The organism is Spirosoma soli, from assembly GCF_042684525.1.
Lineage (GTDB): Bacteria > Bacteroidota > Bacteroidia > Cytophagales > Spirosomataceae > Spirosoma > Spirosoma soli.
This window is the reverse complement of the sequence record NZ_JBHULN010000009.1, coordinates 1-24086: the sequence shown is the minus strand read 5'-3', so window position 1 is coordinate 24086 and position 24086 is coordinate 1. Positions and strand designations below refer to the sequence as shown.

Annotated in this window: 14 protein-coding genes and 1 pseudogene; 6 read left to right on the top strand and 9 right to left on the bottom strand. The window is 52.3% G+C overall.

Annotated elements, in window-relative coordinates; translation table 11 throughout:
- Positions 1-18 precede the first annotated feature (18 nt).
- The 7 genes from hisC to hisG all read right to left on the bottom strand — a co-directional run bounded on the left by hisC (position 19) and on the right by hisG (position 6547).
- Positions 19-1146: a histidinol-phosphate transaminase gene (gene hisC, locus ACFSUS_RS15465; RefSeq protein ID WP_381524079.1), complete on the bottom strand. Its 1128-nt coding sequence runs from the start codon at positions 1144-1146 to the stop codon at positions 19-21.
- A 30-nt stretch (positions 1147-1176) separates the two neighbouring features.
- A complete protein-coding gene (locus ACFSUS_RS15460) occupies positions 1177-1686 on the bottom strand; it encodes a peptide deformylase (protein WP_381524077.1) in 510 nt (169 codons plus the stop codon).
- Positions 1687-1699: 13 nt separating this feature from the next.
- On the bottom strand, positions 1700-2491 hold the full coding sequence (locus ACFSUS_RS15455; protein ID WP_381524076.1) for a hypothetical protein: 792 nt from the start codon (positions 2489-2491) through the stop codon (positions 1700-1702).
- Positions 2492-2501: 10 nt separating this feature from the next.
- The gene (locus ACFSUS_RS15450; protein WP_381524074.1) at positions 2502-3686 is read right to left on the bottom strand and encodes an aminotransferase class V-fold PLP-dependent enzyme; all 1185 of its coding nucleotides are present in this window, start codon (positions 3684-3686) and stop codon (positions 2502-2504) included.
- Between the two features lie 327 nt (positions 3687-4013).
- Complete coding sequence (locus ACFSUS_RS15445) at positions 4014-4274, bottom strand: hypothetical protein (protein ID WP_381524072.1); 261 nt, start codon at positions 4272-4274, stop codon at positions 4014-4016.
- 32 nt (positions 4275-4306) lie between these two features.
- Positions 4307-5596 (bottom strand): histidinol dehydrogenase, encoded by a 1290-nt coding sequence (gene hisD, locus ACFSUS_RS15440; RefSeq protein WP_381524070.1) that lies wholly within the window; start codon positions 5594-5596, stop codon positions 4307-4309.
- Positions 5597-5686: 90 nt separating this feature from the next.
- Entirely contained in the window at positions 5687-6547 is an 861-nt protein-coding gene (gene hisG / locus ACFSUS_RS15435) for an ATP phosphoribosyltransferase (protein WP_381524069.1), read from the bottom strand.
- A gap of 622 nt (positions 6548-7169) precedes the next feature.
- On the opposite strand from hisG, the gene ACFSUS_RS15430 reads away from it, so the two are divergent.
- The 6 genes from ACFSUS_RS15430 to ACFSUS_RS15405 are packed head-to-tail and all read left to right on the top strand — an operon-like array spanning position 7170 to position 22581.
- Entirely contained in the window at positions 7170-7598 is a 429-nt protein-coding gene (locus ACFSUS_RS15430; RefSeq protein ID WP_381524067.1) for a DUF3592 domain-containing protein, read from the top strand.
- A gap of 26 nt (positions 7599-7624) precedes the next feature.
- Positions 7625-9334: a hypothetical protein gene (locus ACFSUS_RS15425; protein WP_381524065.1), complete on the top strand. Its 1710-nt coding sequence runs from the start codon at positions 7625-7627 to the stop codon at positions 9332-9334.
- Complete coding sequence (locus ACFSUS_RS15420; RefSeq protein ID WP_381524062.1) at positions 9318-16982, top strand: hypothetical protein; 7665 nt, start codon at positions 9318-9320, stop codon at positions 16980-16982. Before ACFSUS_RS15425 ends, ACFSUS_RS15420 begins: the two co-directional genes overlap by 17 nt.
- A 3-nt stretch (positions 16983-16985) precedes the next feature.
- A complete protein-coding gene (locus ACFSUS_RS15415) occupies positions 16986-18992 on the top strand; it encodes a fibronectin type III domain-containing protein (protein WP_381524060.1) in 2007 nt (668 codons plus the stop codon).
- Positions 18993-19003: 11 nt separating this feature from the next.
- Positions 19004-22138, top strand: a complete 3135-nt coding sequence (locus ACFSUS_RS15410; RefSeq protein WP_381524058.1) for a fibronectin type III domain-containing protein — start codon at positions 19004-19006, stop codon at positions 22136-22138.
- The gene (locus ACFSUS_RS15405) at positions 22135-22581 is read left to right on the top strand and encodes a hypothetical protein (protein WP_381524056.1); all 447 of its coding nucleotides are present in this window, start codon (positions 22135-22137) and stop codon (positions 22579-22581) included. The genes ACFSUS_RS15410 and ACFSUS_RS15405 overlap by 4 nt, the downstream gene beginning before the upstream one ends.
- A gap of 24 nt (positions 22582-22605) precedes the next feature.
- Here the strand turns inward: ACFSUS_RS15405 and ACFSUS_RS15400 are convergent, their stop codons facing one another.
- Both ACFSUS_RS15400 and ACFSUS_RS29175 read right to left on the bottom strand, forming a co-directional pair.
- Complete coding sequence (locus tag ACFSUS_RS15400; protein ID WP_381524054.1) at positions 22606-23670, bottom strand: sensor histidine kinase; 1065 nt, start codon at positions 23668-23670, stop codon at positions 22606-22608.
- Positions 23671-23976: 306 nt separating this feature from the next.
- A pseudogene (locus ACFSUS_RS29175) lies at positions 23977-24086 on the bottom strand (IS982 family transposase); the annotation flags it as partial.

Here is a 24086-nt window from a genome sequence, read left to right as displayed (position 1 = left end):
CATAAGAAGTACTGATCACTACGAATTTGACACTAATTCAGGCTTGGTGGCAACATCGCCCGTTCCAAGGGGCAGCTCAGCCGAAACTGGGCTACTGCTCATGTGCCGCAACACCGCCAGTAACCGCTCATTTTCGTCTCGGGTACCCACTGTTATACGCAGACATCCGTCGCACAGTTTTACCCTCGACCGATCGCGCACAATAACCTGCTGCTCAATCAAGTGCTCAAACGTAGCTTGGGCGTCAGTGAACTGTACGAGCAGGAAGTTGGCATCAGACGGATGAATGCGTTGCACGGAAGGCAAAGAACGTAGATTTTCGGCCAAAGTTTGCCGTTCCGCCAAAATCTGAGCGACCATTGCGTTTTTGGCCGATTCGTGGGCGAGCGCTTCCAGTGCCAGTGACTGCGTCGGAGCCGAGATGTTATAGGGCGGCTTGATTTTGTTCATGACCCGAATTAGCTCCTCAGACGCAAAGCACATTCCCAGTCGAAGGGCCGCCAATCCCCAGGCCTTGGAAAACGTCTGGAGCACCACCAGATTAGTGTAATTATCCAGTTCGCTCGTCCAGGAAGTTGTGTCGGCAAAGTCAATGTAAGCTTCATCAACAATCACCAGCGACTGCTGAGCCGCTTCCAGAATGGCCCGGATCGCTTCAGCCTGTAACAGATTGCCGGATGGATTATTCGGTGAGCATAACCAAATGAGCTTGGTTTCGGGCGTAACAGCTGCCAGCACGGCCTCCACGTCGACCTGAAAGTCGGGCGTCAGTGGCACTTTAATGACGTTCACATCATTAATTGCCGCCGACACTTCATACATCCCATACGTGGGCGGCATAATCAGGATATTGTCATGACCCGGCCGACACGTAGCACGTACCAGCAAATCGATTGGCTCGTCGGAGCCGTTGCCCAGAAAGATTTGCTCCGGCCGCACGCCCTTGATTGGTGCGAGCCGCTGTTTGATGGCCCACTGGTGCGGATCTGGATAGCGGTTATACTCGCCTGTCGAGGTAGTCGAGCCCAGGGGGTTTTCATTGGCATCCAGAAACACGCCCTCCTTACCGGTATATTCATCGCGGGCCGACGAGTAAGGGGTTAAACCAAGAATGTGCGGACGCAGGAGCGCTTGAAGGTTGAACATAAAAACGTGACTAGCTACTAATTATCTAAGTTACTTCTCTATTTCTGACGGGGTTGGTCGCCAACGGAAGGCCTGCTGATCGACCGCCCGCATGGTGCAAAGTACGCCATTCAAATGGTCGAATTCGTGCTGAATCAATTCAGACATGGCCCAATCCGTTACGTTCCAGGTGTGGGGCTGCCAATGTTCATCGCGATACGTTAGGGTTAACGAACGATGTCGACGCACGCGTACCAGTAAATTTGGAAAACTCATGCAATCGTCCCAGAGTTCGTCGGTTTCGTCGCTGACAGACACATAGTCGGGGTTAATGATCACCTGTGGCCGGTCGACGTTCAGATAGATCAGCCGTTTCATAATGCCGAGTTGGGGAGCCGCAATCCCTCTACCGAACTGGTACTTAGCGCGAATCTCCTCCATAACGTTGTGCAAGTCAGCGACCCACCCAGATACCATGGAAAGTTCTGATTCCAGAACAGGGTCGCAGTTTTCGTATAAGCGAGGGTCGCCTAACAGTAACAAATCTTCGAGGTGTTTCATAAAATGAACAGGCTCATTTTTCGGCGCAGACATCAACTATGGCTACTGCCTTTTCGGGCACAACTTTATTAATGAGTGGCTTATAGGTTATCGTAGAGAAATAAACGATGTCGCCCATATCAGGCTGATCATCAATCCGTAGCACAAGAAAGGTTTGGGTATCAACGTAAATATTGACTTTCTCATCGCGTCTGGAAGCTTTATTTCCATTAGTTACAAAGCCTTCCAACAAGTAACACGTTCGATTATCCTGCATCACATTCTTGATCAAGCGCCAGTTAGTTACTTGTCTGATTGTCCAATTCTGGCTAATTTCTTTATTCAGCAGAAGGCTGGATATTTTACCGGATGACGTTCCAGATATGCCTACAGCTGCCCCAAGAGATGATATTAATGATTCTTCATCATATGCTTTTTTCTTGGGTCTGTACGTCCACCAGCTTTTAACTTGTTTCCCAAAAGCAGCAATTGTATAACAACTGTATGGCTTTTTGTCTAGGTCGAAATGAAACTTAAATTGCTGTTTCTCCCGGACGAAGGCCGTTCCAAAATTGATTGCCGCAAGTTTGACCTCTGGAGTAATGCAATCGAGCAAGGTTTTATCCTTTTTAACACCCCTCCTTTGGACGGTACCTACATCCTGATAAGTCTTGGCAGATGCATAGGTAGCATACATTCGCTCGAGAATTTGCTTACCCGTCATTACCTGCCCAAAGGACGATGTTAGAGACAGCCACTCACATACAACAATAATGGCAAATCCGGCAAGACGTCGTGTTTTCATGTACCCTATTCCTTGTTTCATGTCGTATAGATCATACCAGAACACGTTTCAGCGTATCAGCAACCCTATCAATTTCATCATCCGTGTTAAAATAATGCGGAGAGATGCGCAGGGCAGCCGTTTTCATTCCTTTCCGGTCGTAGTCCAGAATGGCAGCTCCGTGCGTACTGATTGACGTATTGATCCGCTCAGCCTGCAAGGCAGCCCTCAGTTCGGCGGCTGTTTTTCGTTCGCTGAACAAAGTGATGATGCTGGCTAATCGTTCGCCCTCGTCTAACAACCGAACCGTAGGTATTGCGTCTAGTTGTGCCCTAAGGTTCCGGCACAGTTCGGCATTTCGGCGAGCGATGGTGTCTAAACCAACCTTTAGAGCGTACCAGTGCGCTTCGGCAGCTCCCAGCACCAGCGCATGTGGAAATTCCCAGTCTTCGAATCGGGCGGCCGTTGGCACAAGCGCAAACGCATCGGCCGACTCCCACGTTGAGCCACGCAGGTCAACGAACAACGGAGCCATCCCGCGCTCCAACACCTTGTCAGATACGTACAGAAAACCCATGCCGCGCGGTCCACGCAGGTATTTACGACAGGTAGCAGTCAGAAAATCGCATCTTATAGCCGTTACGTCTACGGGCAATTGCCCTACCGACTGGCAGGCATCAACCAGATAAAGAACATCGTGCGTCTGGCATAACTGGCCAATTGCCTCGACGGGCTGGATCAAACCGGAGTTGGTAGGCACGTGCGTAACCGCCACCAGACGAGGGCGTAATGATTTGATCTTCTCGGCCATATCGTCCACCGAAACACCACCTTTGGGTTCGTCTGCCGCCCGCACAACTTTAACGCCAAATCGCTGCTGCAACGACAAAAACGCGATTTGATTCGATACGTAATCATTTATGGTTGTCAGAATCACGTCTCCCCGCTCGAACGGAATCGATGACAAGGCACGGGCGTACGAATCGGTCGCATTGGCCGTGCCGGCTATGTTGTCGGGGGTTGTAGCAAGCAGTTCAGCGGTGGCGGTATAGAAGTCGTGAATGGCTTCTTTGCGCAGTTCGGCCGCTTCATAACCACCGATTTCGGCTTCGAGCGCTATGTGATTAGTGATCGCGTTGATTACAGGTTGGGGCATCAGCGAAGCTCCTGCATTATTGACGTGAACGACCTGTTGAGTACCCGGTGTATCGGCGCGAAAAAAGGAAAGATCAATCATGCGTTTATAATATCGGCCAGTGCAATGAGTTGCAGCCCATCAATACCGGCGAAGTCAGCTACATTATGGGTAAGCACAGGCAAGGTATACAGTAACGCCGTGGCCGAATAACTTCAGTAATGACTGCCTGACTAATGGGTAATACAGAAGCATTCAGAAATAGCTGCTCAAGTTGGATCTTTTGCTCTAGTTTAAGCTTGTGATACCCTAATACTTCTAGTTTGGTGACTAGAGAGAAATACAAGATACCTTCTTGTGATTCCAAATACGTTCGTAAGGCCTCGTAGTTGGGCTCAACGAGATAAATGAGGATATTACTATCAAGAATCATTCCTCCCGGCCATCTAGTACTCGATCCCAGCTACGTACTTCCCGCTGCCATTCGGATGGGTCGCCAAATGACTCGCCAACACCTCCACTAGCCGCTATCTTTTTGGCCGCATTAAAAAAAGTTTTCAGCTGCTCTTTCTTTGTCTGATCGCTCAAGTCGGCTTTCTCCTCAACGACTCGCCCATTTAATTTGGGCAATAACTGCAATAGAAGCGCTTCGTCTTCAGGTGCATCAATTTCGATGGTTAGCCGACTCATAATTCATTACTTTTTAAGACAAGATAATAACATCAGGCTGGATTTGCTTCAGCCAGGCTCGCTAACCGCAAACTCACTGCCCGCTTGTGCGCGTCCAGCGATTCCGCTTCCGCCATCGCTTCAACGACCGGACCGAGGTTTTGTAACCCCTCTGGCGTGATGTGCTGTACGGTGATCTTCTTTACAAAGCTATCCAGCGAGACACCACTGTAGGCCCGCGCGAAGCCATTAGTAGGCAAGGTGTGGTTGGTACCCGACGCATAATCACCGGCTGATTCGGGCGTGTAGTTGCCCAGGAAAATAGAGCCCGCATTGATAATTTTATCGGCAACAGCCTCGGCATTCTCCACGCTGAGAATCAGGTGTTCAGCCGCATAAGCATTCAGTAAGTCAATGGCGTCAGGCTGGCTTTCGACCAGAATGATTTTGCTGTTTTCAAGCGCCTTAGCAGCCAGAGCCTGCCGCGACAGTTTATCCAGTTGCGTCTGTAATACCAGATTGACCAGTTCGACGAACCGCTTGCTGGTCGATACCAGCAGCACCTGACTATCAGCGCCGTGTTCGGCCTGCGATAATAGATCAGCGGCTACAAACCCCGGGACGGCTGAATCATCGGCATAAACAGCCACTTCGCTGGGCCCGGCAGGCATGTCGATGGCCACCCCTTCTTTAGCCACCAGCATTTTGGCAGCCGTTACGTATTGGTTACCAGGGCCAAAAATTTTGTAAACCTGCGGCACAGACTGTGTTCCATAGGCCATAGCTGCAATAGCCTGCGCGCCCCCAATTCGGAAAACCTTTGTGACACCTACCAGCTTGGCAGCAAAGTAAATAGCGGGGTGGTTACTCGGGGTGCAAAGAACAATTTCGCGGCAACCCGCCAACTGAGCCGGAACACCCAGCATCAATACTGTACTGAACAGCGGGGCGGTTCCTCCCGGAATGTACAGTCCAACCTTTTCAATACCCACGCTCCGACGCCAGCACGTAACACCCGGCATCGTTTCTATCTTTTCAACAGGTTGTTTCTGGCGCTCGTGAAACGTGCGGATATTCTGGTAGGCTTGCCAGATGGCCGCTTTCAGTTCGTCAGAGAGTTGCGCTTCGGCCGCATCAAGTTCGGTTTGATTAACAGCCAACCCCTGCTGTGCCAAGTCGATTTTATCAAATTTCTGGGCCAGTTCAACCAGAGCCGCGTCGCCTGCTGCCCGAACTTTAGCCAATATCGGCGCTACGATTGATTCAATCTGCTGCGTCGACTGCACGGGTCTGGCTAACAGAGCAGGCCATTCGGCACGTGCGGGAAAAGGAATAATTTTCATACTCAAATGGTAAGTAAGCCGATAAGTAAGTGGTAAGTTACAAGTACGATTGTGCTAATCTTACCTACAACTTGTTCACTTATAACTTCTTTAGTAAATCATTTTCTCAATCGGGATCACCAGAATGCCTTCGGCTCCGGCGGCTCGAATGGCTTCAATGTTTTCCCAGAACTCGTTCTCGTTCAATACTGAATGCACCGAGCTCCAGCCTTCGGTAGCCAGTGGCGTAACGGTTGGGCTTTTCATGCCTGGCAGCAACGCGGTTATCTGACTTAGGGCGTGATTGGGTGCATTCAGCACGATGTACTTATTGTTTTTCGCAGCCTGCACCGATTTGATGCGAAACAGCAGTTTGTCTACTAACGTCTGCTTATCGGCATCAAGTTCAGGGCGAGCGATGAGGATGGCCTCCGAGCGGAAAATCGTTTCTACTTCTTTTAAGCCATTACTCAGCAACGTACTCCCCGAGCTAACAATGTCGCAGACGGCTTCGGCTAAACCGATGCTGGGCGCAATCTCAACCGACCCGCTGATTTCGTGAATTTCGGCCTGAACGCCTTGATCAGCCAGGTAATTTCCCAACAAATTCGGGTAAGACGTAGCAATGTTCTTACCGTCCAGGCTTTGAATGCCTGTCCACTCAGTACCGCGGGGCACGGCAATCGACAATCGGCACTTCGAGAAGCCCAGCTTATGCACCGTTTGTACGGGTCGGCCGGTCTCTACCGCTACGTTTTCGCCAACGATACCCAGATCAGCCACGCCATCTTCGACGTAACCGGGAATATCATCGTCGCGCAGAAACAGAAACTCGGCGGGAAAATTAGAAGAAACGGATTTGAGTTTACCGGTTCCATAATCGAAGCGGATGCCGCATTCTTTAAAAAGCTGGTACGAATCTTCGCTCAGCCGACCGGATTTTTGCAGGGCAATACGTAATACTGAAGACATTACTGGAAGTACGATAGATGAGTTATGATGCATGAGTTAAGGCACACACAGCTAACTCGTTGCTTATAAACTAACACCGATAGCGACGGGCGTCGGTTTTAGGTTGAAAAATTGAGACAAAAGTAAGGGAAAACGATGGTTTGATGGTCTAACCCGGGCCGCTGAAGCGGAATCAAACCGTTAGGCTTAGCAGCCGCGATGATGGCGACGATGTCGAAAAGGCGAAGTGACAGCCCAGTTGAAGATCATGCGGCAAAGATAACGTCCAAATGACGTTAATCAAAAATTTGGAGAGCTCTCAGACGTTTGCTATGCGCCTGTCCAATGGCCCACAGCGTCCTACGACTTTGGCGGATAACGTATTGATAATCGGTTAACTTGTGGTCAAAAACGATGGCATGAATGCCTATGTAAAACATACGCTTCAGCTACACGTATTTATACGTGTTTATGTAAAAAAGATAAAGCAATTACTAATTCACAAATATCTGCTTATCAATAAATTAACAACATAACCGTATCCTGACGTAGTTCTCCTCTCATATATTTATCCGATTGACTGAGGCAGTTCGACTGGGTAGCTTTGGCTTACGTTTTAGCACCTACTCAACCTGTTTTCATCGTGAAATATCTTCCGCTCGTCTTGGGCATCGTCTGTATACTGGGGGCAAGTTATCGGCTTTACCGGGGTACGTGGCTTTTAATAAATGGGCAGTTCGTCGAGGGAGTTGTTATTCGTAACGAAAAAAGCTCGGGTAAATCGACAGTGTACTACCCAATCGTGCAGTTTCAGACACCTGCTGGCCAGACGTATGAGTGCAAAGGCCAATCGGGAACGTATCCGGCTGAATACGAGGTCAATGACACCGCCGTCGTTCATTATAATCCGGCTCAGCCTACAGACGCCTTCATTGGCAGCTTTTTCGGTCTTGTGCTAGGGATGCTGTTCTCCCTTGCTTTGGGTGCTGTATTCGTGTGGCTCGGATTACGAATAGTGCGTCGACCGAAAGCACAGGCTATTGAAACCTCAGTAACGCTATCACGCAACTAGCAGTAGCCCGTTATTCTCTGGTCTTTATGCAACAACTTCTACAACGCTTTTTAACGGTCAGCTTACTGGTCCTGAGGATTAGCCAGTCAGGTAAGTTGCTGGCGCAGGATACCATCCCCAAATCGCCTGGCCTTATTAAAGTTACAGGTGGTCTAAACGCTTATGCTGGGTTTTATACAGCTACTGGCATTGCCGCCCGTAACCAGACCTCGCCGTTTGGCCTTAGCGGTTCCGTAACGGTTACTTTGCCGGGCGGAATTTCGTTGCCGTTCTCAGCCGTGCTGGGGAATCAGGGAAGCAGCTTCCGGCAGCCGTTTAACCAGTTTGGGGTGTCGCCGAACTACAAATGGGCAACCGTTCATGCCGGATACCGAAACGTATCATTCTCGCCGTTTACGCTGGCAGGCCACACGTTTCTGGGCGGTGGTGTCGAATTGAATCCCGGCAAACTACGGCTGGGTGCGATCTACGGCCGATTTAATAAAGCCATCTCGACCAATCTGGCGGAGCCCGACATTATTCCAGCCTATCAACGTACCGGCTATGCCGTGAAAGTGGGTTATGGCAAACCGGGCAATTACGTTGACCTCATTATGCTACGCGCCAAAGATGACTCGGCTTCGATTGCATCGGTGCCCCAGTCGGCCAGCCAGACCGTTGCTCCCGCCGAGAACTTGGTGGTAGGGGCAACGTCGCGCCTGCTGATTATCAAACACATCACGGTAGAGCTTGACGCGGCCGTGAGTGCCTACACCCGCGACGTGCGCAGTAGCGAAGTGTCGGCCGAAGGCAGCAGTGCCGTTACTCGCCTGTTCGGCCGGTTGTTTACGGCCCGGATCTCCACTCAGCTTACCCAGGCCACACAAGCCGCCATTGGCTACCGTACTAAAAACGCGGGAATCAAGCTGCAATACAAGCGCATTGACCCCAACTTCCAGACCATGGGTGCGTACTACTTCCAGAGCGACATCGAAAGTTACGCCATCGCCCCCAACCTGACGCTACTAGAGGGTAAGCTACGGCTGTCGGGTAGCTACGGCGTTCAGTACGATAATCTGGCTAAGAACAAGAATGCACGCACTGGCCGACAGATTGGCTCACTGGTGGTTAGCTACAACCCCGCTACGAAGTTTGGCATCGACCTGCAACTGAGCAACTACGGCATCAGTCAGCAGGCTGGTCTACGGCCGATTATTGATACACTTAAACTGGCGCAGAATAATCTCTCCGCTACGATTAATACGCGCTATACTATCCAGAATGAGAATATGGTGAATCTGTTTACGCTAACCGCGACTCGTCAGCAGCTTAGCGACCTCAATCAACGCACGGCGGCCTTTACCAACAACACCAATACAAACCTGAACCTGGGGTATTTCTACCAGCAAGTGAAAAGCGGGTTAGGTGCGAATCTGATGGTTTCGTACACACAGGCCGATCTTGCCCAAGGTATGAAAACCCAGTTTTATGGCCCCACACTAGGCCTGACTAAATCCTTCTTAACGAATAAGCTAAGCACGTCCGTTAATGGCAGCTACCTCATCAACAAACAGGACGATGAACTCGGCGAAACGCTGAATGGCCAGATCATCAACGCATCGGCAAATGCCGGTTATCAGATTGGCAAGCGTCAGAATATAAGTCTCCAGCTCGCCTATCTGAACTCAAACACAGGGGTTGCTGAGCAACAGTATAATGAACTTCGAGGCACTTTCGGCTATGGCATTTCTTTCTAACCACACCTATGCTCGCCCATGGCAAGCCCGTCAATGGGTTGGCTGGGTGCTTGCGTTGATCACTGGCTTGATGCAGGCGGCCCAGGCCCAGAATCAGGTGCATGTGCTTATCAATGTCAATCCGCCTTACAGCGCCTACTTACAGGATTATGCGGGTGCGGGGCAACAGGTGCAGATCCGGCTTATCAATACATCAGGCCGCCCCTTGCCGATTCGGTTACAGGGCAGTGTGACGGGTGACAACGGGGTTTCGATCCGAACCTTACCTAACTACAGACCGCCTATCCCGTTCACCTTGCCGCCGGGCACCACGTTGCTGGCCCGTAAAGACCTTGAAGGGCTTTTTGATCTGAACCAGTTTACGGTGGAAGGGATGGATAAGAACCTGTTGTATCAAGGTAAGCCACTACCCGAAGGGAATTATCAGGTTTGCGTACAGGTATTTGACAACCGAACGAGCCAGGTCTTATCGGCGGGTGAGCCATTGGGCTGTTCGCCCCCGTTTCCGGTGAGAGCCATTGAGCCTCCTATCCTGATTGCTCCCCTCTGCGATGGTGACGTGCTGCCGACCATACCTCAGGCTACTGTATTTACCTGGACGCCCCCCGCGGGCATCCTGCCGACGCAGGTTAGTTACACACTTCGCATCATCGAGCTACCTCTGGAAAACGTTGACCCTAACGTATTTATCGACGCGGTCGCGCTGCCGCCTTCGGGTATCGAAGTTAAAAACTTGCCGACTAGTACATTCCTGTACGGCCCCCAATACCTACCGCTGAAAGTAGGTAAACGCTATGCCTGGCGCGTGCAGGCCGTGGACAAGTTCGGCAGGCTGAATCTGCTCAACGATGGCAAAAGCCCGGTTTGCGCGTTCCGGTACGGACCCGCCGAACTGCCGGTAGCCGCTGTGCGCCCGGAGCCGCAGTTGGTTTTTGTTACGCCAGAAGAAGCCAAAGGAAAGCAATTGCCCAAGATACCCGTCGGTGTTGGCAACCTGTTCAAAATGAGCTGGAAAGCCGAGAATGCGTTTGTTAGTCAACTGCTTAAAACGTTATCGATCAGTAAGCATCCGACAAAAACCTTGACTGACCAGCTGCCCGACTTAACCTATTCGCTGCGGATTTACGACCGAAAAGGGAGTAAGCTGGTCTTTAGCCGCCAGATGAAAACCGAGTATCTGGAAGCCGAAAAAACGGAGTTGCCCGCTGCGTTTGTGACCGGCAAAGACTATCGCGCTGAGGTCAGTCTGCTGGGGCTGAGCCCAGTTCAGCTTAAGAAATTAGGCTTGCCCGAAGACGGACGTATCGAAGCTGAACCGCGCTTGTTTACGCTCGTGGCCGAAGACAAAGGCGACCCAACGGATAGCCTCACGGTCAAGGGAACGCTGGCGTTTCGGTATCCGGGCGAGACGGGTGCGGCCCATATCCTACCCAATACCAAAGTGACACTCCAAAAAGTGTTCCCAAACAAGTACCGGGGTACGATTGCCTATGGCGAAACCGACGCGCAGGGTAATTACAGCATTCGGGTCCTTCGTTCGTCGGTGCACGGCAACGATTCTACCCAAAGCCAGACCCGCTGCTTAGTTGAGGTAGTGAACCCATTCATTCAACCGCTGGCCGACGCGGGGTATTACCAGAACTCAGAAGCTGGTACGTTTCTCATCAATCGATCGCAAACGGGTTCTTTTACCGTAGAAGGCGTTACGTATCTGGCCGCTGGCTATCGGCTGGCCGTAACCGTCCGGCAGGCTTACAAGAACTGGCCGGGTGCTACCGACGTGAAACTGGATGGGAAACAGGTCGTTCTGTATCGTAAACCAGGCGTGTCCAACTACGACAAATACCGCTTGCCCGTAGAAGGACAGGTTGAGAAAAGCAATCTGGGCGGTACTGCCAACGTCAGCGTAACCACACAAGGCGGTCCACTAATTGCTGAACTGTCAACAAACCCTCAGGCGAATGGGACGCTCATGCAAACCGCATCGCCAGTGGGCCAGAAAGTGGTGAATGGGACAGCGGGGAATACCCCCGCGAATAAACCTGGTAAAGTATCCGCCGAAACAGCGAATAAGAACGAAGTAGAAAAAGCGGGGTATATCTACATCGGAACGGCAACGATTAAAGCCGATGGCAATGCCTACGTAGCCCAGTTTGACCGGCTTACCTACAGTGTAGCCGCCTACGACCGGTATTCTATTTACTGCCCCGACTGTGGGCAGGAGCCTCAGGATGCCGAGTCGTTCTCCTTCCAGGCACCTAAAGCGAAGCTGGTTCCGCAGCCCGCTAAGGTGGAAAGTTACACGTTCAATATCCAGACAACCGAAGCGCCGACGATCACCTTCACGGGTAGATTAAACTACAAGTTCGCTGATAGCGGCAAGCAAGGCGCTCAGGTGAAGCCACTCGGCAATACGCAGGTGCATTTGCAGGTCGTGTACCGCAACGCCAACGGGGGTACATTCTCGGCCACGACTCCCAATTATGCAGAGTTCACCGACTTTCATCAAGGGTTCAGCACTACGCTGGACACCAAAGTGACCACAGCCGATGGCTCATTCAGCTTCTCGGTCAAAATGACCAAACCCCTGAAGCTGGGTGCCCAGCCTGCTACACAGGAAACGGGAAGCGGTGAGTTCAAAAATCCATCGGCTGTCTTCATCCGTGCCCTGCGGGTGGTTGTCGATAATCCCTACTACGCTAGTCCAGTCGAAACCTATGGTGACGATGCAACTGAGCAACTGAAACCCTTAGAAACGTATGACCTTGGGCCGGTAACGGCGCTGGTGCGAAGTTATAGCCTGAACGTGCAGATCAAATCGGACACGACTGGCCTCTCTAAAGTACTGGTACAGCAGGCGGGTATCCGGCAGGAGCTATCCGGTGTGAAGGTATCCGTCTTGCGGTATCCCAAGTCTACATTCCCGGGTGGACCTAACCTGCTTCCTCCTGTTGACGAAGAAACCGGTATAAAAACAACCCAGAAATTTAACGGGATAAATTATACCGTTATCGCCACCGACAAATCGAATGCCGATGGAATTGTAAGCTTTCCCAGGATGGTGATGGCCAACGGTAAAGAGGATGCGTATTTCATTGCTACCGAGTCGAGCGTCGATGGCCTGAATAACTATACGCTCGTCTCGCTCAAGCGGATCACGGTGAACGAAGGTTGGGGAGCAGCCTATACGGCTACACCCACCGATGCCGAGAAAAAACAGGCCGAAAAGCTGGGTAAAGTGATAAAAGGCGGAGCCGATGTTAACTGTAAAACCGTATGGTACGTCAGGCATCAGGAAGTCGGTGGAAGTTACACTAAACTCGGCCCGTATTACCTGACCAACCCGGAGCATGCCAAGCTGATCGCGTCGTATAAGGAGTTGAGCGCTAAAGACCCCAGTTACGATGTTTACCCCTACGACCTTTGCGATAAAGCGGATACGTACTGGATTGGCGATAAACTACACGACAGCCCGATTAACAATAAGGTACTGATAGACAGAAACGTTTCTACCGGCGTAGTCAGCCCTGAATTTGCGGATCAGTACAAGCCGTTCACCTCCGACGTAGTACAGCGGTTCCTGGCGCCGGGCCAACCTGTCGTTAATGTCCGGGTGGTTGATAAGACCAACCCAACCCAGGGCGTAAAAGGGGCGGCTGTTCGTCTGACCTATATTGACACGAAAGGGAATGCGCAGGCAGCCATCAAGTATACCGGCGAGAACGGCTGGATAGCCGCTCCCTTTGTGACTACTCCGGGCACCAACGCCATTCTTAGTATAAAGGCTGATGGCTATATCTTCAACGGCTATGCCACCGCTGACCAGGATGATGCCCCGGTAACCACTGTAAATGAGCAGAAGGTTACCATTGGAACGTTGCTGCTAGGACAGAATGCTTATTACCCCCGGATGTTGATGCAGCCTAATACCCGCATTGTTGGCTGGACAGTTGACACCGATTCGACGATTGCAAACGGAGCGGCCAAACCGTCGGTTGAGGCTTATGTGCAGGTTGACGACGGGTTCTACAACAAAACCTGGTGGTCGTCAACCAAAAAAGCCTATCGATTCGCAGCCTACGCGCCCAGTGGCAAGGCCGATTCGCTGAAGATATACCCAACCAACATTAGCTATTTCAACGAATATAGACTGGTAAAAAACCTGCCGAAGCCGGTACCGAGTGATGTGGCAGGTGAGAAAGGCATATCGATTATCAACGCGGGAGAGGTGCCCATCTACCAGCGCGATCATCGCATCGACTTCATCCTGGTGGATAAGCTGGGTAAGAAGCCCGTGCAGGGTGGAATGGTGAAGCTGTTCGGCCGCAACGATCCCAAGTCAACCTTTGGGCCGAGTGATAACCAGGGTATAGTGTCGACTCAGTTCAAGAATGTATCGGTCGAAAACCTCTTTGTGGAAGTTTCGGCACCAGGCTACGTCACAAAAACCCAGTCGGTCACCAACACCGAGTCGAAATCATCCAAGATTCAGTTGGTGTTCATGGAAGCGGCCAACCTAATTAAGGGTGTTGTAGTCGTGAAAACGGCCGATGGCAAGGAAAAGCCGTTACCAGGAGCTGAAGTGTTTGCGGTTGGCGGCAGCAATGCGCAGACGCCCTACAGCACCACAGCCGGTCCGGGCGGGGTGTTTACGCTGGCGGTGGGCAAGCAATTTTCGGACCTCACCATTCAGGCAACGTACCGTGAAGAAGCTGTGTCGGGTGTCAGCGGTTCGTTTAACCTTAACGGTGGCAACAACAATGTCACGGTGATCATGAACGGCGGTCAGAGTTACATAGGTGCTACCGAGAAGAACTACAAGCTACCGCAGGCGGCTAACACTTCGCTCAAACTAACCCTGACCACGTTTGATAAGTACAAAATCTCAACCATCTGGGGTTTTCCGATCAAGGTTGAGTCGTTTACGGCGCTGGCTAACAACTACGTACAGGTATCGGGCGAGGTAGAACTGAGCAATTCTAAATTTGGGCCGTTCGGCATCATCGACCCTGATGTTCGTGTACGTTTTGAGAAAGTGCTTTTCAAGCCCGGTACCGCCGATCCTACACAGGGGGAGCCAGTAAATGCCAAGATCAAGCTCAACGTAGGTATTCTGGATAACCTCGGCTATTACGATAAAGCTTACAAACCCGGTCAGACGCCCCTTTACAATGTTCGGCTAACGGCTTTAGACGGTGGCCCCTCAGGAGGTAATTTTCAGATCGAACGGCGAGAAGGCAGTCCGTTTGGGGTCGTATACGCGCAGGCGCAGGTGATCGATAACTCGTTTAAGTTCTCTGAGAATTTGTTCAGTTATGAAAAAGGCCAATTTTTCCTCTACGACCCCAAACAGGATGGGCAACCGGGTATCCGACCGTTTGTGGTGGCCTTCGACTCGGACGGATCGGGTATTAAGCGCACCAATTTTGGCCTGTGCCGCAAAGACGGCAAGCCAATGACCGTGAAGCTGCTGGCCTTCGATGCGACGAGTAGTCTGGAAGGCTCACGGTTGGTGGGCGACGAAATTCAACTCAACCCGACGCTCAAATGCATGATAAAAGACGCTCAGCCAGCCAGTATTTCCGTCACCATTGGCAAACTCGTCCTACGGAATAGCACTGTCGACGCGAAGTCGGGAGATACGCCCCTTACGTTTGCCCTGGCCGGTAGCTGGAGCGTCGAGATACGTAACTGGAGCCTCGATTACAAGAAAGGAGGTTTCTATTCGACCGAAGGCGTAGTGAAAACTGGTAAAGTTGATGTCCCCATTTCGCTCTTTAACCTACGCGCTGATTTCCTGAAAATTGAAGCGGCCCCAACCAGCAAGCTGTCGCTGGCGGGTCTGACCGACCTGGCCGTGAATGGGCAAGCCTTTTTCGGTTACGATGCAGCCACGGGTTCTGATATGAAAGGGCACTGGTCAGTGGTCGTCGTGCCGAGTGGTAAAGGTGGTTCGGCGGCAAAGCTAGGCCCCAACTCAGGTTTACCCGGCCTGGACAAAGGACTTGATTTTGAAACGATTTCACTACTGGACAATGGCGAAGACGTACTGACCTTCGGTGCGGGCAGTAAATCGGTCGACTTCTTTGGTGGCGTGGTTCAAGTACGGCCCAAGACCATTGAAACGGGTAAAGATTACTTCGCCTTTGACGCGGGCATGTCGACTAAAATTCCCAACGCGCCCAAGGACGTGCAGATGCGATTTACCTACTCGCGGCCCGCTGGTCAGCAGAAAGTTGCGCTGAAAACGACTATTCCGGCCGAATACGTCATTGACACCAAAGGCCAGATTGCCTTCACCGCAGGTGATGAGGTTAGTAAAGATGGCGGCCAGAAGAAAGCGTTTTATTTCGCCAACGGCGTGATGGCCATTCGGGGGATGGCCGAGGAACCGGGTAAATTGAAACTCGGCGATCCGTCCCACAACGCCATGCTACTGGTGCATTCGGTAAAGAATGGCTTTACCCATATCACGCACGACCGCGACCTGGACCTCAACAACGAAAGCGTATTGCTGTCGCTGACGAACAAACTCTTGGAAGAAGATACCTGGAAAGCAAAGCCGTTGGCGATTGATATGGGGGACAAGACGTTTCAATCTATGTATTGCCACCAGCGGGTAAACGGTACCCAGTGGGAACTACTCAAATTTTCGGGCATTCCGGGGGGATTTGATGGTCTTGACCCTACGGAGCAGAATCGGATAGCGTTCACGGCCTACGGCGAAATCAAAGCCGAAAACCAGAAATTTAAGCCCAAAGGCATTGACTCGGGCAATGGCAAGGTAGGCAAAGACGGTGATAAAATCGGCGCTTCGGGCGTTGGAACGCCATTTGGCAACCTGGAGTTGGTGTACGACATGAGCGAAAAGCGGTTTACCGGCACGCTTCAGGTTCCCGGCCTGGCCATTGGCGAGGAAGGCATGTCGGCCATGGGCACCGCCCAGGTTCGCTTCGACCCCAAAGGATTTTATTTCGTACTGGGCGGCATGGTTAAAGACGTACCCATCATTGTGCCGGTCGATCTGAAAGGGGGCGTCATGGTCGGTTGGTACGCTTCCGACGACATTGGCGAAGCGAAGGAAATTTTGTTTGCCTATAGCCACCGCAAAGCGCTACCCTGCGCCTTCAAAGCGGGTTTTAAAGGATTCTTCTGCATCGGTGAAGTGCCGATTCCCGTCATTGGCTCCTACAAGTCAGAACTGGAAGTGCCAGGGGTTGGCGGTTATAAAGTGGCGATGGATGCCTACGTCGACGGTTACCTCTTCGGCAATTACGATGGCGGGGTACTCACCTGGGGGTCAGGGCTGGGTGTCAGCAGCCATGCCTATGCCTACGGAAAAGTGCTGGTGGTGTCGGCCTCCGGCGAGACCTACATGAGCGGCTCAGCGGATGCGAACATGACCCTCCAGAGCGGCCAGGTAGCCATTGACCTCACCATGAACATGTCGGCGGGCTTCGCCGTGTCGCTAACCGTTGATCCACCCGGCACTATGTTGGATGCAACTGTACCCGTTAGTGCTGATTTCTGTCTAACGCTGAAAGGTCATGCCGCCTACAAACGGGGCGATGGCTTTTCACTGAAACCCGACGTCGACTGCAAATTCGAGAAATGTCCGAGTGGCTGCATCGTTGCCGAAAATCCTTAAACCATGAAAACGCTTTTTCTCTTCTGTTTACTGACCGGCCTGTTGGGATTAACTACCAGGGGGTACGCTCAGTTTCCAACCGCCAAAGCAGGTCGTTACGGGGTATTTGTGCAGATGGACAATCTGCTGCATGGGCCTCGCTACGTCTTGGAGCGGCTGGAAACGAACACTCGTTCTGCCAACACAGGTTGGCAACCCGTATACACGACTGACGAACCGCCCCGTTCGGCCGACGTATTACTGTCGCGACTGACGTTGCTCACCCGGAAGAATCCGTTGTATGAACTACCAACCGATTCGTTGACCCGGTTACTCTTCGACCGGTATGTCAATGCCGCCACCGCCGATTCGCTGGAAGCCTATCGCTGGAACCCACAGTACCTCGAAGCCTTTGGGTTAGGGTATCTGGATACCGCGGTGGTGCAGGGTCGCCGGTACGATTACCGCATTCGGCCGCTTAACGCCGGGGGCGATGGGGCCAGCCGCAGTCCTGTGACGGTAACCGTACCCGGCAGCAAACCCGCCGTACAGAGCCATTCCCTGCGCCACGAGGCAACAGGTTCTGTCGTTAAGATTACCTACCACCTCAAGCGCCACACCCCCGACCTGGCCGGTGTAAAAGTGCTGCGCGCTACGTATGCCCAAACTGATTTTGCCGATTGCGGGGCGAACTGGGGGTTTGTCCGGGGTAAGAAAGATTCGGTCTTCCTGATTGTTACCGACGACAATGTTCGCCGGAAGATGCTGTATCAATACGTGGTCATTCCGATTGATATATTGGGCAACGAAGGCCAGCCCTCCGATACGCTGACCGTTGCCAACCTCCGCCATACGGATGCCCTGCCGACGATTCTGTCGGTGAAAGCCCAGTCGGTGGAAGCGAGCCAGGCCATTCGCCTGTCATGGCAGCTGTCGTCTACCAAAGATCTGCGCTCGGTCGAGATCTGGCGAGCGAACCGTTTTGATGGGCCGTACGTACGCTATGGCTCAGCCGCCCCTACCGATACCGTGTTCATGGACACCCGTGTGGAGCCGATTGAGGGTTATTACTACCAGTTACGCCCGAACGGAACCTGCGATCAACTGTCTGCATCGGTGCGCGTGCCGGGTATGCTCAAGGCAAGCCGCCCGGCCGTGGTGGCTCCTTCGTTCCTGCGGGTGTCAGAAGTGCGGGATACGCTACGGTTTACCTGGCAACGGGCTGATTTCGACACGCGCGGGTATTATCTCTACAACTCGACCGATCCTCAAACGCCCATGCAACCGTACTCTGGTTTAATCGAATCTCGCGATTCGGTGATTACCTATGCGGTGCCCATGCGTGACCTGGCCCTGAGTACTGGCTATCGGTGGGCCGTTGCCGCCCTTAACACCAGCTACAACCAGGGGCCCCTCAGCAACGAAGTCCACTCGGCCATGCGCTTACCCGAACGAGTACCCACCCCGCTTAATCCGGTTGTATTACGGCAGGAAAAAGGTATACTGGTTGTCTGGGATAACATGAAAGACATTGATACCTATATCACCGGGTATGCCGTGTACCGGCAGGAAGAGAAGGGCAACGAGACCGAGGTGTATCGCCAGCGGTCCGATGAGCCCGCTCGCAATGCCTACGCCGATACGACGGTACAGGCGGGTAAACGGTACACGTATCGGGTCAAGGCTTTTCGATTCGATCAAAAAGAAAGCGCCTTCAGCACTACAGCAACGTTTTTCCAGCCCTTACCACCGGTGCTGCCGTTGCGTGGCGTCAAAGTGCTAACCAGTAGTCAGGGTGTCCGGGTCGCCTGGGATGAGCCTATTGATCAGACGCTTGACAAAATTGTGGTGTACCGGTACACCGACAAGACCGAACGCCCCCGGCTGATTGGGACACTCCCCGGCCGCCAGACGGAATACCTGGATCGGGATGCGACGCCCGGCATCGCGTATTACTACACCCTGGTCGCCGTGCAAACCGACAAACGAGAAAGTGAGCCAACCGACCCAATTGGCGTTGAGTGGCGCTAATCCATAAACTTATGCAAGCACGATATTTACTTCTCGTTATTGGCTGGCTACTGGCCTTTACCCATGCAGTCGCCCAATCCAACGCCCCCACGAACTTGCGGACGACGACCATTGCGCCCAATCAGGTTGACCTGACCTGGGACGATAAATCGACCAACGAAACCAAGTTTGAAATCGAGCGGTTGGGGTTAACCGGCAGTTTTATAAAGATTGGCGAAGCTTTTGCCAACACCCCTTCGTACCAGGATAAAACCGTAACGAGCCTGAATACGTACAGCTACCGCGTTCGGGCGGTGTTTGCAACGAATTCATCTACGTATTCCAATACGCTTACAGTCAGCACGCCACAGGAAGCACCGGGAACGCCAACGGGCTTTTCGGTAACGCTACAGGGTAGCAGCATTCGGATTAGCTGGAGCAATGGCGGGGGTGGCAGCGCCGACAATTATCGGCTGGAACGCGCAACCTCACCAGGTGGACCGTTCCAGCTCTATCAGACCATCCCGTACAGCCGAACTCCTTCTTATATTGATAACGGAGTTTTGCCGGGGCAACAATACTGCTACCAGGTTCGGGCGCAAGGCGGGGGCGGCAATTCGGCGTTTACAAGCGCTCTCTGTGCCACCTTACCGCTAGCACCGACCAACGTGAAAAACCTGAAAGCAACAGCGCAGAGCAGTACATCTGTCAAAGTGACCTGGGATCGATACGGCAAAGAGTCGGGGATTACCATTCAGCGGAGTGTCGGACAGAATGGCTCGTGGACAAACCTGACCAATACGCTGGCCGATGGGGGCGAATACATCGACAACACCGCCCAGCCCGGCACCGAGTATTGTTACCGCATTGCCGAAGATGGTCATGAGGTGTCGGCCAAAGCCTGTGATACAACCCCGGCGGTAGCGCCCGTTACACCTACCGGCCTTACGGTGTTGTCTATCGTTACCGATCAGCTTCAGGTGTTCTGGACGGACATCAACGTGGTTCCCGTTACGTTTGAAATATCAAGATCTGACAAACCCGGGGGAACGTACAGCGTCATTCAGCCCAATTACGGGGCCAAAATCTTCGATGATAAAAATCTCTCCGCTTCGACGCAGTACTGCTACCGGGTTCGGGCCAGAAACGGGTCGACCTATTCCGGGTATAGCCAGGAAGTGTGCGGCACAACGAAAACGCCAGCACCTACCGCTCCTGACGCCCCGGCCCGACTGGAAGCAAAAGCACTGGCTTACAATCAGATAAGCCTACAGTGGGCTGACCTGTCCAACAACGAAAAAAAGTTTCAACTCGACCGAAGTATTGACGGAGGACGAACGTTCACGAAACTTCGCGATCTGGATGAGAACACGACAACATACGTCGATCAGGAAGTGCAGGGCAATCAGCAGTACTGCTACCAGATTCGGGCGGTAAACGACGTAGGAACCAGTGCCTACACGGCCCCGCCGGCCTGCGCCACTACGCCCGCTCCACCCGCAGGAATCCCCCAAAATCTGGTCGCTAAGGCTCTATCAACAACGCAGATCAACCTTACCTGGCAAGCCGTAGCGGGAGCCAGTGGTTATCAACTCGAACGTAGCCCAAACGGCAATGACAATTGGCAAAAGATTGCTGATCCAGCGGCTAACGCAACTAGTTATACCGATGAGAGCCGAACACCCAATACACGCTACTACTATCGAATCCGGGCTCTGAACGCGGCTGGTGTACCCGGCGATTATTCGAACGTAGCCAGCGATACTACGCCCGACCTACCGCCAACGCCCCCAACCGGACTGACGATTACCGCCGTAGCTTACAACCAGATCAGCCTGAAGTGGGACGATAAATCGACCAACGAAACGAACTTCCGGATCGAACGTTCGTCGGATGGGACTAGCTGGAGCAAGCTCACCGACGTTGGCGAGAATACCACCACGTATAACGACCAGACGGTTGCGCCCCAGACCCGTTATTATTACCGCGTGCTGGCCTTTAATGCGGCCGGGTCGTCAGATTACTCGAACACGGCAGATGCCACCACGCCCGCGGGTCCACCGGCGGCTGCGCAAAACCTGACCGCCACAGCGACTTCAACGACGCAGATCAGTCTTACGTGGGGAGCCATTGCCAATGCTGAAACGATCGTGATCGAACGTAGTCCGGACGGTAACAGTGCCTGGAACTCGCTAACGACTGTTTCGGGAGCCACAACCAGTTATATCGACAATGGTCTGACGCCCAATCAGACGTATTTCTACCGAATTCGGGCATCAAACATCAGTGGTACGGGGCCGAATAGTAACGTCGTCAGCGCCACCACCCCTGACGTACCACCTGCTCCCCCAACCAGCCTGACCGCCAGCGTCATATCGCCGACACAAATCAATCTCGCCTGGGCCGACCGGAGCACCAACGAAAGCGCCTTCGAGATCGAGCAGGGTAACAGTACGACCGGTACGTTTACCAAAATTGCGGATCTCCCTGCCAACTCGTCTACGTATGAAGTGAAGGGACTGACCGATAACACGGCCTACTGCTTTCGGGTCCGCGCTAAGAACGCAGCTGGCTTTTCCGCCTATACCGAGCCTGCTTGCGCGACAACGCCCCTCGCGCCACCCGCTACCCCAACCCGGCTAACCGCCCAACTACAGGATTATGACCAAATTCGGTTAAGCTGGGACCCCCTCTCGCCCAAAGCCGTAACGGTCGTGATCGAACGCTCAAACGATCCGAACACCGGCTTTACCGAGCTGGTCAGACTGCCTGCGTCGCAGACCAGTTACTTTGATATGGGCCTCCAGGAGTTCACTACGTATTACTACCGCATCTACGCCATTAATGCGGCCGGTAATTCGGGCTACTCCAACGTGGCGATGGCCCGTGTTGAAGAAGTAATCATTGGCGTCGAAGACGAATTATCGACGCACACGACTCTGTTTGTCAGCCAGCGGAATCTACATGTGGTCACCGACTGGTACTCGTCCATGCGCGCAACGATACGTCTCATGAGCCTTTCGGGCCAGCCCCTGCTTACGGACACGCGCAAAGTGAATCCGGCCGATGCCTGGAGCTACACCGTCGATCGGTTACCCGCCGGGATATACATCATTGCCATTGTCGCGGACGGCCGTTCGCTTTCTAAACGAATTGTTGTACCATGAAAAAACAATACTACCTGCTGCTGTTATTGTCCCTTATGGAGCTGGGAAGCTGTCAGCCTAAAGTTGTTACGCCCATTACGGATCTGCTGGCCAAAGTCTGGAAGGCCAAGACCGTGCAGGAAGGTGACTTGCTGGTCTTCAGCCTGGGAGCCACCACGAATATTAAACCGGGCTACGCTGGCTTTCGGCTCGATTTAAGTCAACCCAACAAGGCTAGTTTGAAAGATATCGACGGTCGGCTCGTGACGGGTACCTGGACCGTCTCGACGGATAACAAACGACTGATCCTAAACAACCTCAATCCTAAACCGACTAATACCGGTGGGATCATAGAATATTATATCCTGGAAACGCCTACTGAAGCCTCTCTACAGCTCGAACGAACAGCGGAGAGCCGCAAGACAGGGAATACCATCGACAAATACGCCTTGATTCCGGAATAAGCAAGGTATTATGCAACGCGAATCCTATTTAGCAGCCACAGTAAGCTCTTCAATGGCGGGTGAAATCAAGGGCACCCGTACCAGAAACATCTGGTCATCCTCATGCACCTCCACCGGCGGATGCTCCAGCAATTTATATTTCATCATGATGTTCTGTAGGCCAATCTGGCTGGATTGAACCGTATTCTTCTTTTTCTGGATGTTATTCTCGACGTACAGACTGCCCTCGCGGGTGTAGAGTTTGATCGTTAGCGGACGTTTAGCCGAAATAACGTTGTGTTTGATCGCGTTCTCGAACAGAACCTGCAACGTTAACGGCGGCAGCAAATAGGCCATGTAACGGGCTTCAACATTTGTCTCCAGAAAAATCCCATCCGTGTAGCGAGTCTTCAGCAGATGAAAGTAAGCCTGGATAAACTGAATTTCGTCGGTCAGCGGGCAGAGGTCGCGGGTGTTTTGCTGTAACAGATACCGGTACACCGACGAAAGCTCGTCTAGAAAGCGTTCGGCCTGACCGGCATCGCTCGTGATCAGCGACGACAGGGAATTCAGATTATTAAACAGAAAGTGCGGATTGATCTGCGTTTTCAGCGATTCGAGCTGGCTCTGCAAATTCACTTTTTTCAGTTCCTGGGCTTCCGTAAAAGACACCTTCCAACGCTGATACAGATAAATTCCTTCGTAACAGGCCGCTAGCTGAATAGTGCCCACCAAAGACACGAGCGTATTGAAGAAATACGGTTTAAACAGCAGGTAGTCTTCGGAAGGCCAAAGGCCAATCTGATGGTAGAAAAACGTTTGTGTGATCCGGATGACGCAGCAACAGACCAGAAACCAAACCAGTTGGTAAAACACTCGTTGACGCGTTTGTGCCAGCTCGGGGTACCGCCGACGCGAAAAGATAATACCCCACCGGTTGCATTCCCAAACCAGTACGGTTCCCAGCAGAAAAAACAACGGAATACGCCAGTCGTCGGGATAGGAAACGTTGGTATAGCCATACATCATCCACTGCCCGGTCAACGCCAGTAACGGGACGCCAACAAGGCGCATCCACTTGTCGTTCAACTGCTGCATTCTTCCACTCATAGAACCCGCTTACTCAAGGGCAACGGATAAATACGACAACATTATATGGCTTACGTGCTGGTACCTGCAAGATCGACGCTTGAAGAACTCACTAGTTCTTTTAATTTTATGCAGGCCCTTTGGCTGAACCATTTCTTTTGGGACGTAAAAATAAGCGTTATCGTTGGCTTCGACCACCCCTCTCCTTTTTCGGCTCCGCTTTGTCAGGCTCCTACTGTAAGGCGTTCGTGGGAATTGACCGTCACAATGGTCAAGAGAAAAGCCGTTAGCCGACCAAATCACTATTTAATTAATCTAAGTTGTATGTCATAAGCTTGTTTCGAGGGCATAGGCCAACAGAAACAAGACAAGCTTAATCAGAAAACCCGCTTCCGTAACGGCATGAATCTTCTTGGGAAAGCGCATCGTGATCTGAC

Excerpts from the sequence above, each read along its gene's own strand:
- hisC (WP_381524079.1), bottom strand. The coding sequence starts at position 1,146 with ATGTTCAACCTTCAAGCGCTCCTGCGTCCGCACATTCTTGGTTTAACC.
- ACFSUS_RS15460 (WP_381524077.1), bottom strand. The coding sequence starts at position 1,686 with ATGAAACACCTCGAAGATTTGTTACTGTTAGGCGACCCTCGCTTATAC.
- ACFSUS_RS15455 (WP_381524076.1), bottom strand. The coding sequence starts at position 2,491 with ATGAAACAAGGAATAGGGTACATGAAAACACGACGTCTTGCCGGATTT.
- ACFSUS_RS15450 (WP_381524074.1), bottom strand. The coding sequence starts at position 3,686 with ATGATTGATCTTTCCTTTTTTCGCGCCGATACACCGGGTACTCAACAG.
- ACFSUS_RS15445 (WP_381524072.1), bottom strand. The coding sequence starts at position 4,274 with ATGAGTCGGCTAACCATCGAAATTGATGCACCTGAAGACGAAGCGCTT.
- hisD (WP_381524070.1), bottom strand. The coding sequence starts at position 5,596 with ATGAAAATTATTCCTTTTCCCGCACGTGCCGAATGGCCTGCTCTGTTA.
- hisG (WP_381524069.1), bottom strand. The coding sequence starts at position 6,547 with ATGTCTTCAGTATTACGTATTGCCCTGCAAAAATCCGGTCGGCTGAGC.
- ACFSUS_RS15425 (WP_381524065.1), top strand. The coding sequence starts at position 7,625 with ATGCAACAACTTCTACAACGCTTTTTAACGGTCAGCTTACTGGTCCTG.
- ACFSUS_RS15420 (WP_381524062.1), top strand. The coding sequence starts at position 9,318 with ATGGCATTTCTTTCTAACCACACCTATGCTCGCCCATGGCAAGCCCGT.
- ACFSUS_RS15415 (WP_381524060.1), top strand. The coding sequence starts at position 16,986 with ATGAAAACGCTTTTTCTCTTCTGTTTACTGACCGGCCTGTTGGGATTA.
- ACFSUS_RS15410 (WP_381524058.1), top strand. The coding sequence starts at position 19,004 with ATGCAAGCACGATATTTACTTCTCGTTATTGGCTGGCTACTGGCCTTT.
- ACFSUS_RS15405 (WP_381524056.1), top strand. The coding sequence starts at position 22,135 with ATGAAAAAACAATACTACCTGCTGCTGTTATTGTCCCTTATGGAGCTG.
- ACFSUS_RS15400 (WP_381524054.1), bottom strand. The coding sequence starts at position 23,670 with ATGAGTGGAAGAATGCAGCAGTTGAACGACAAGTGGATGCGCCTTGTT.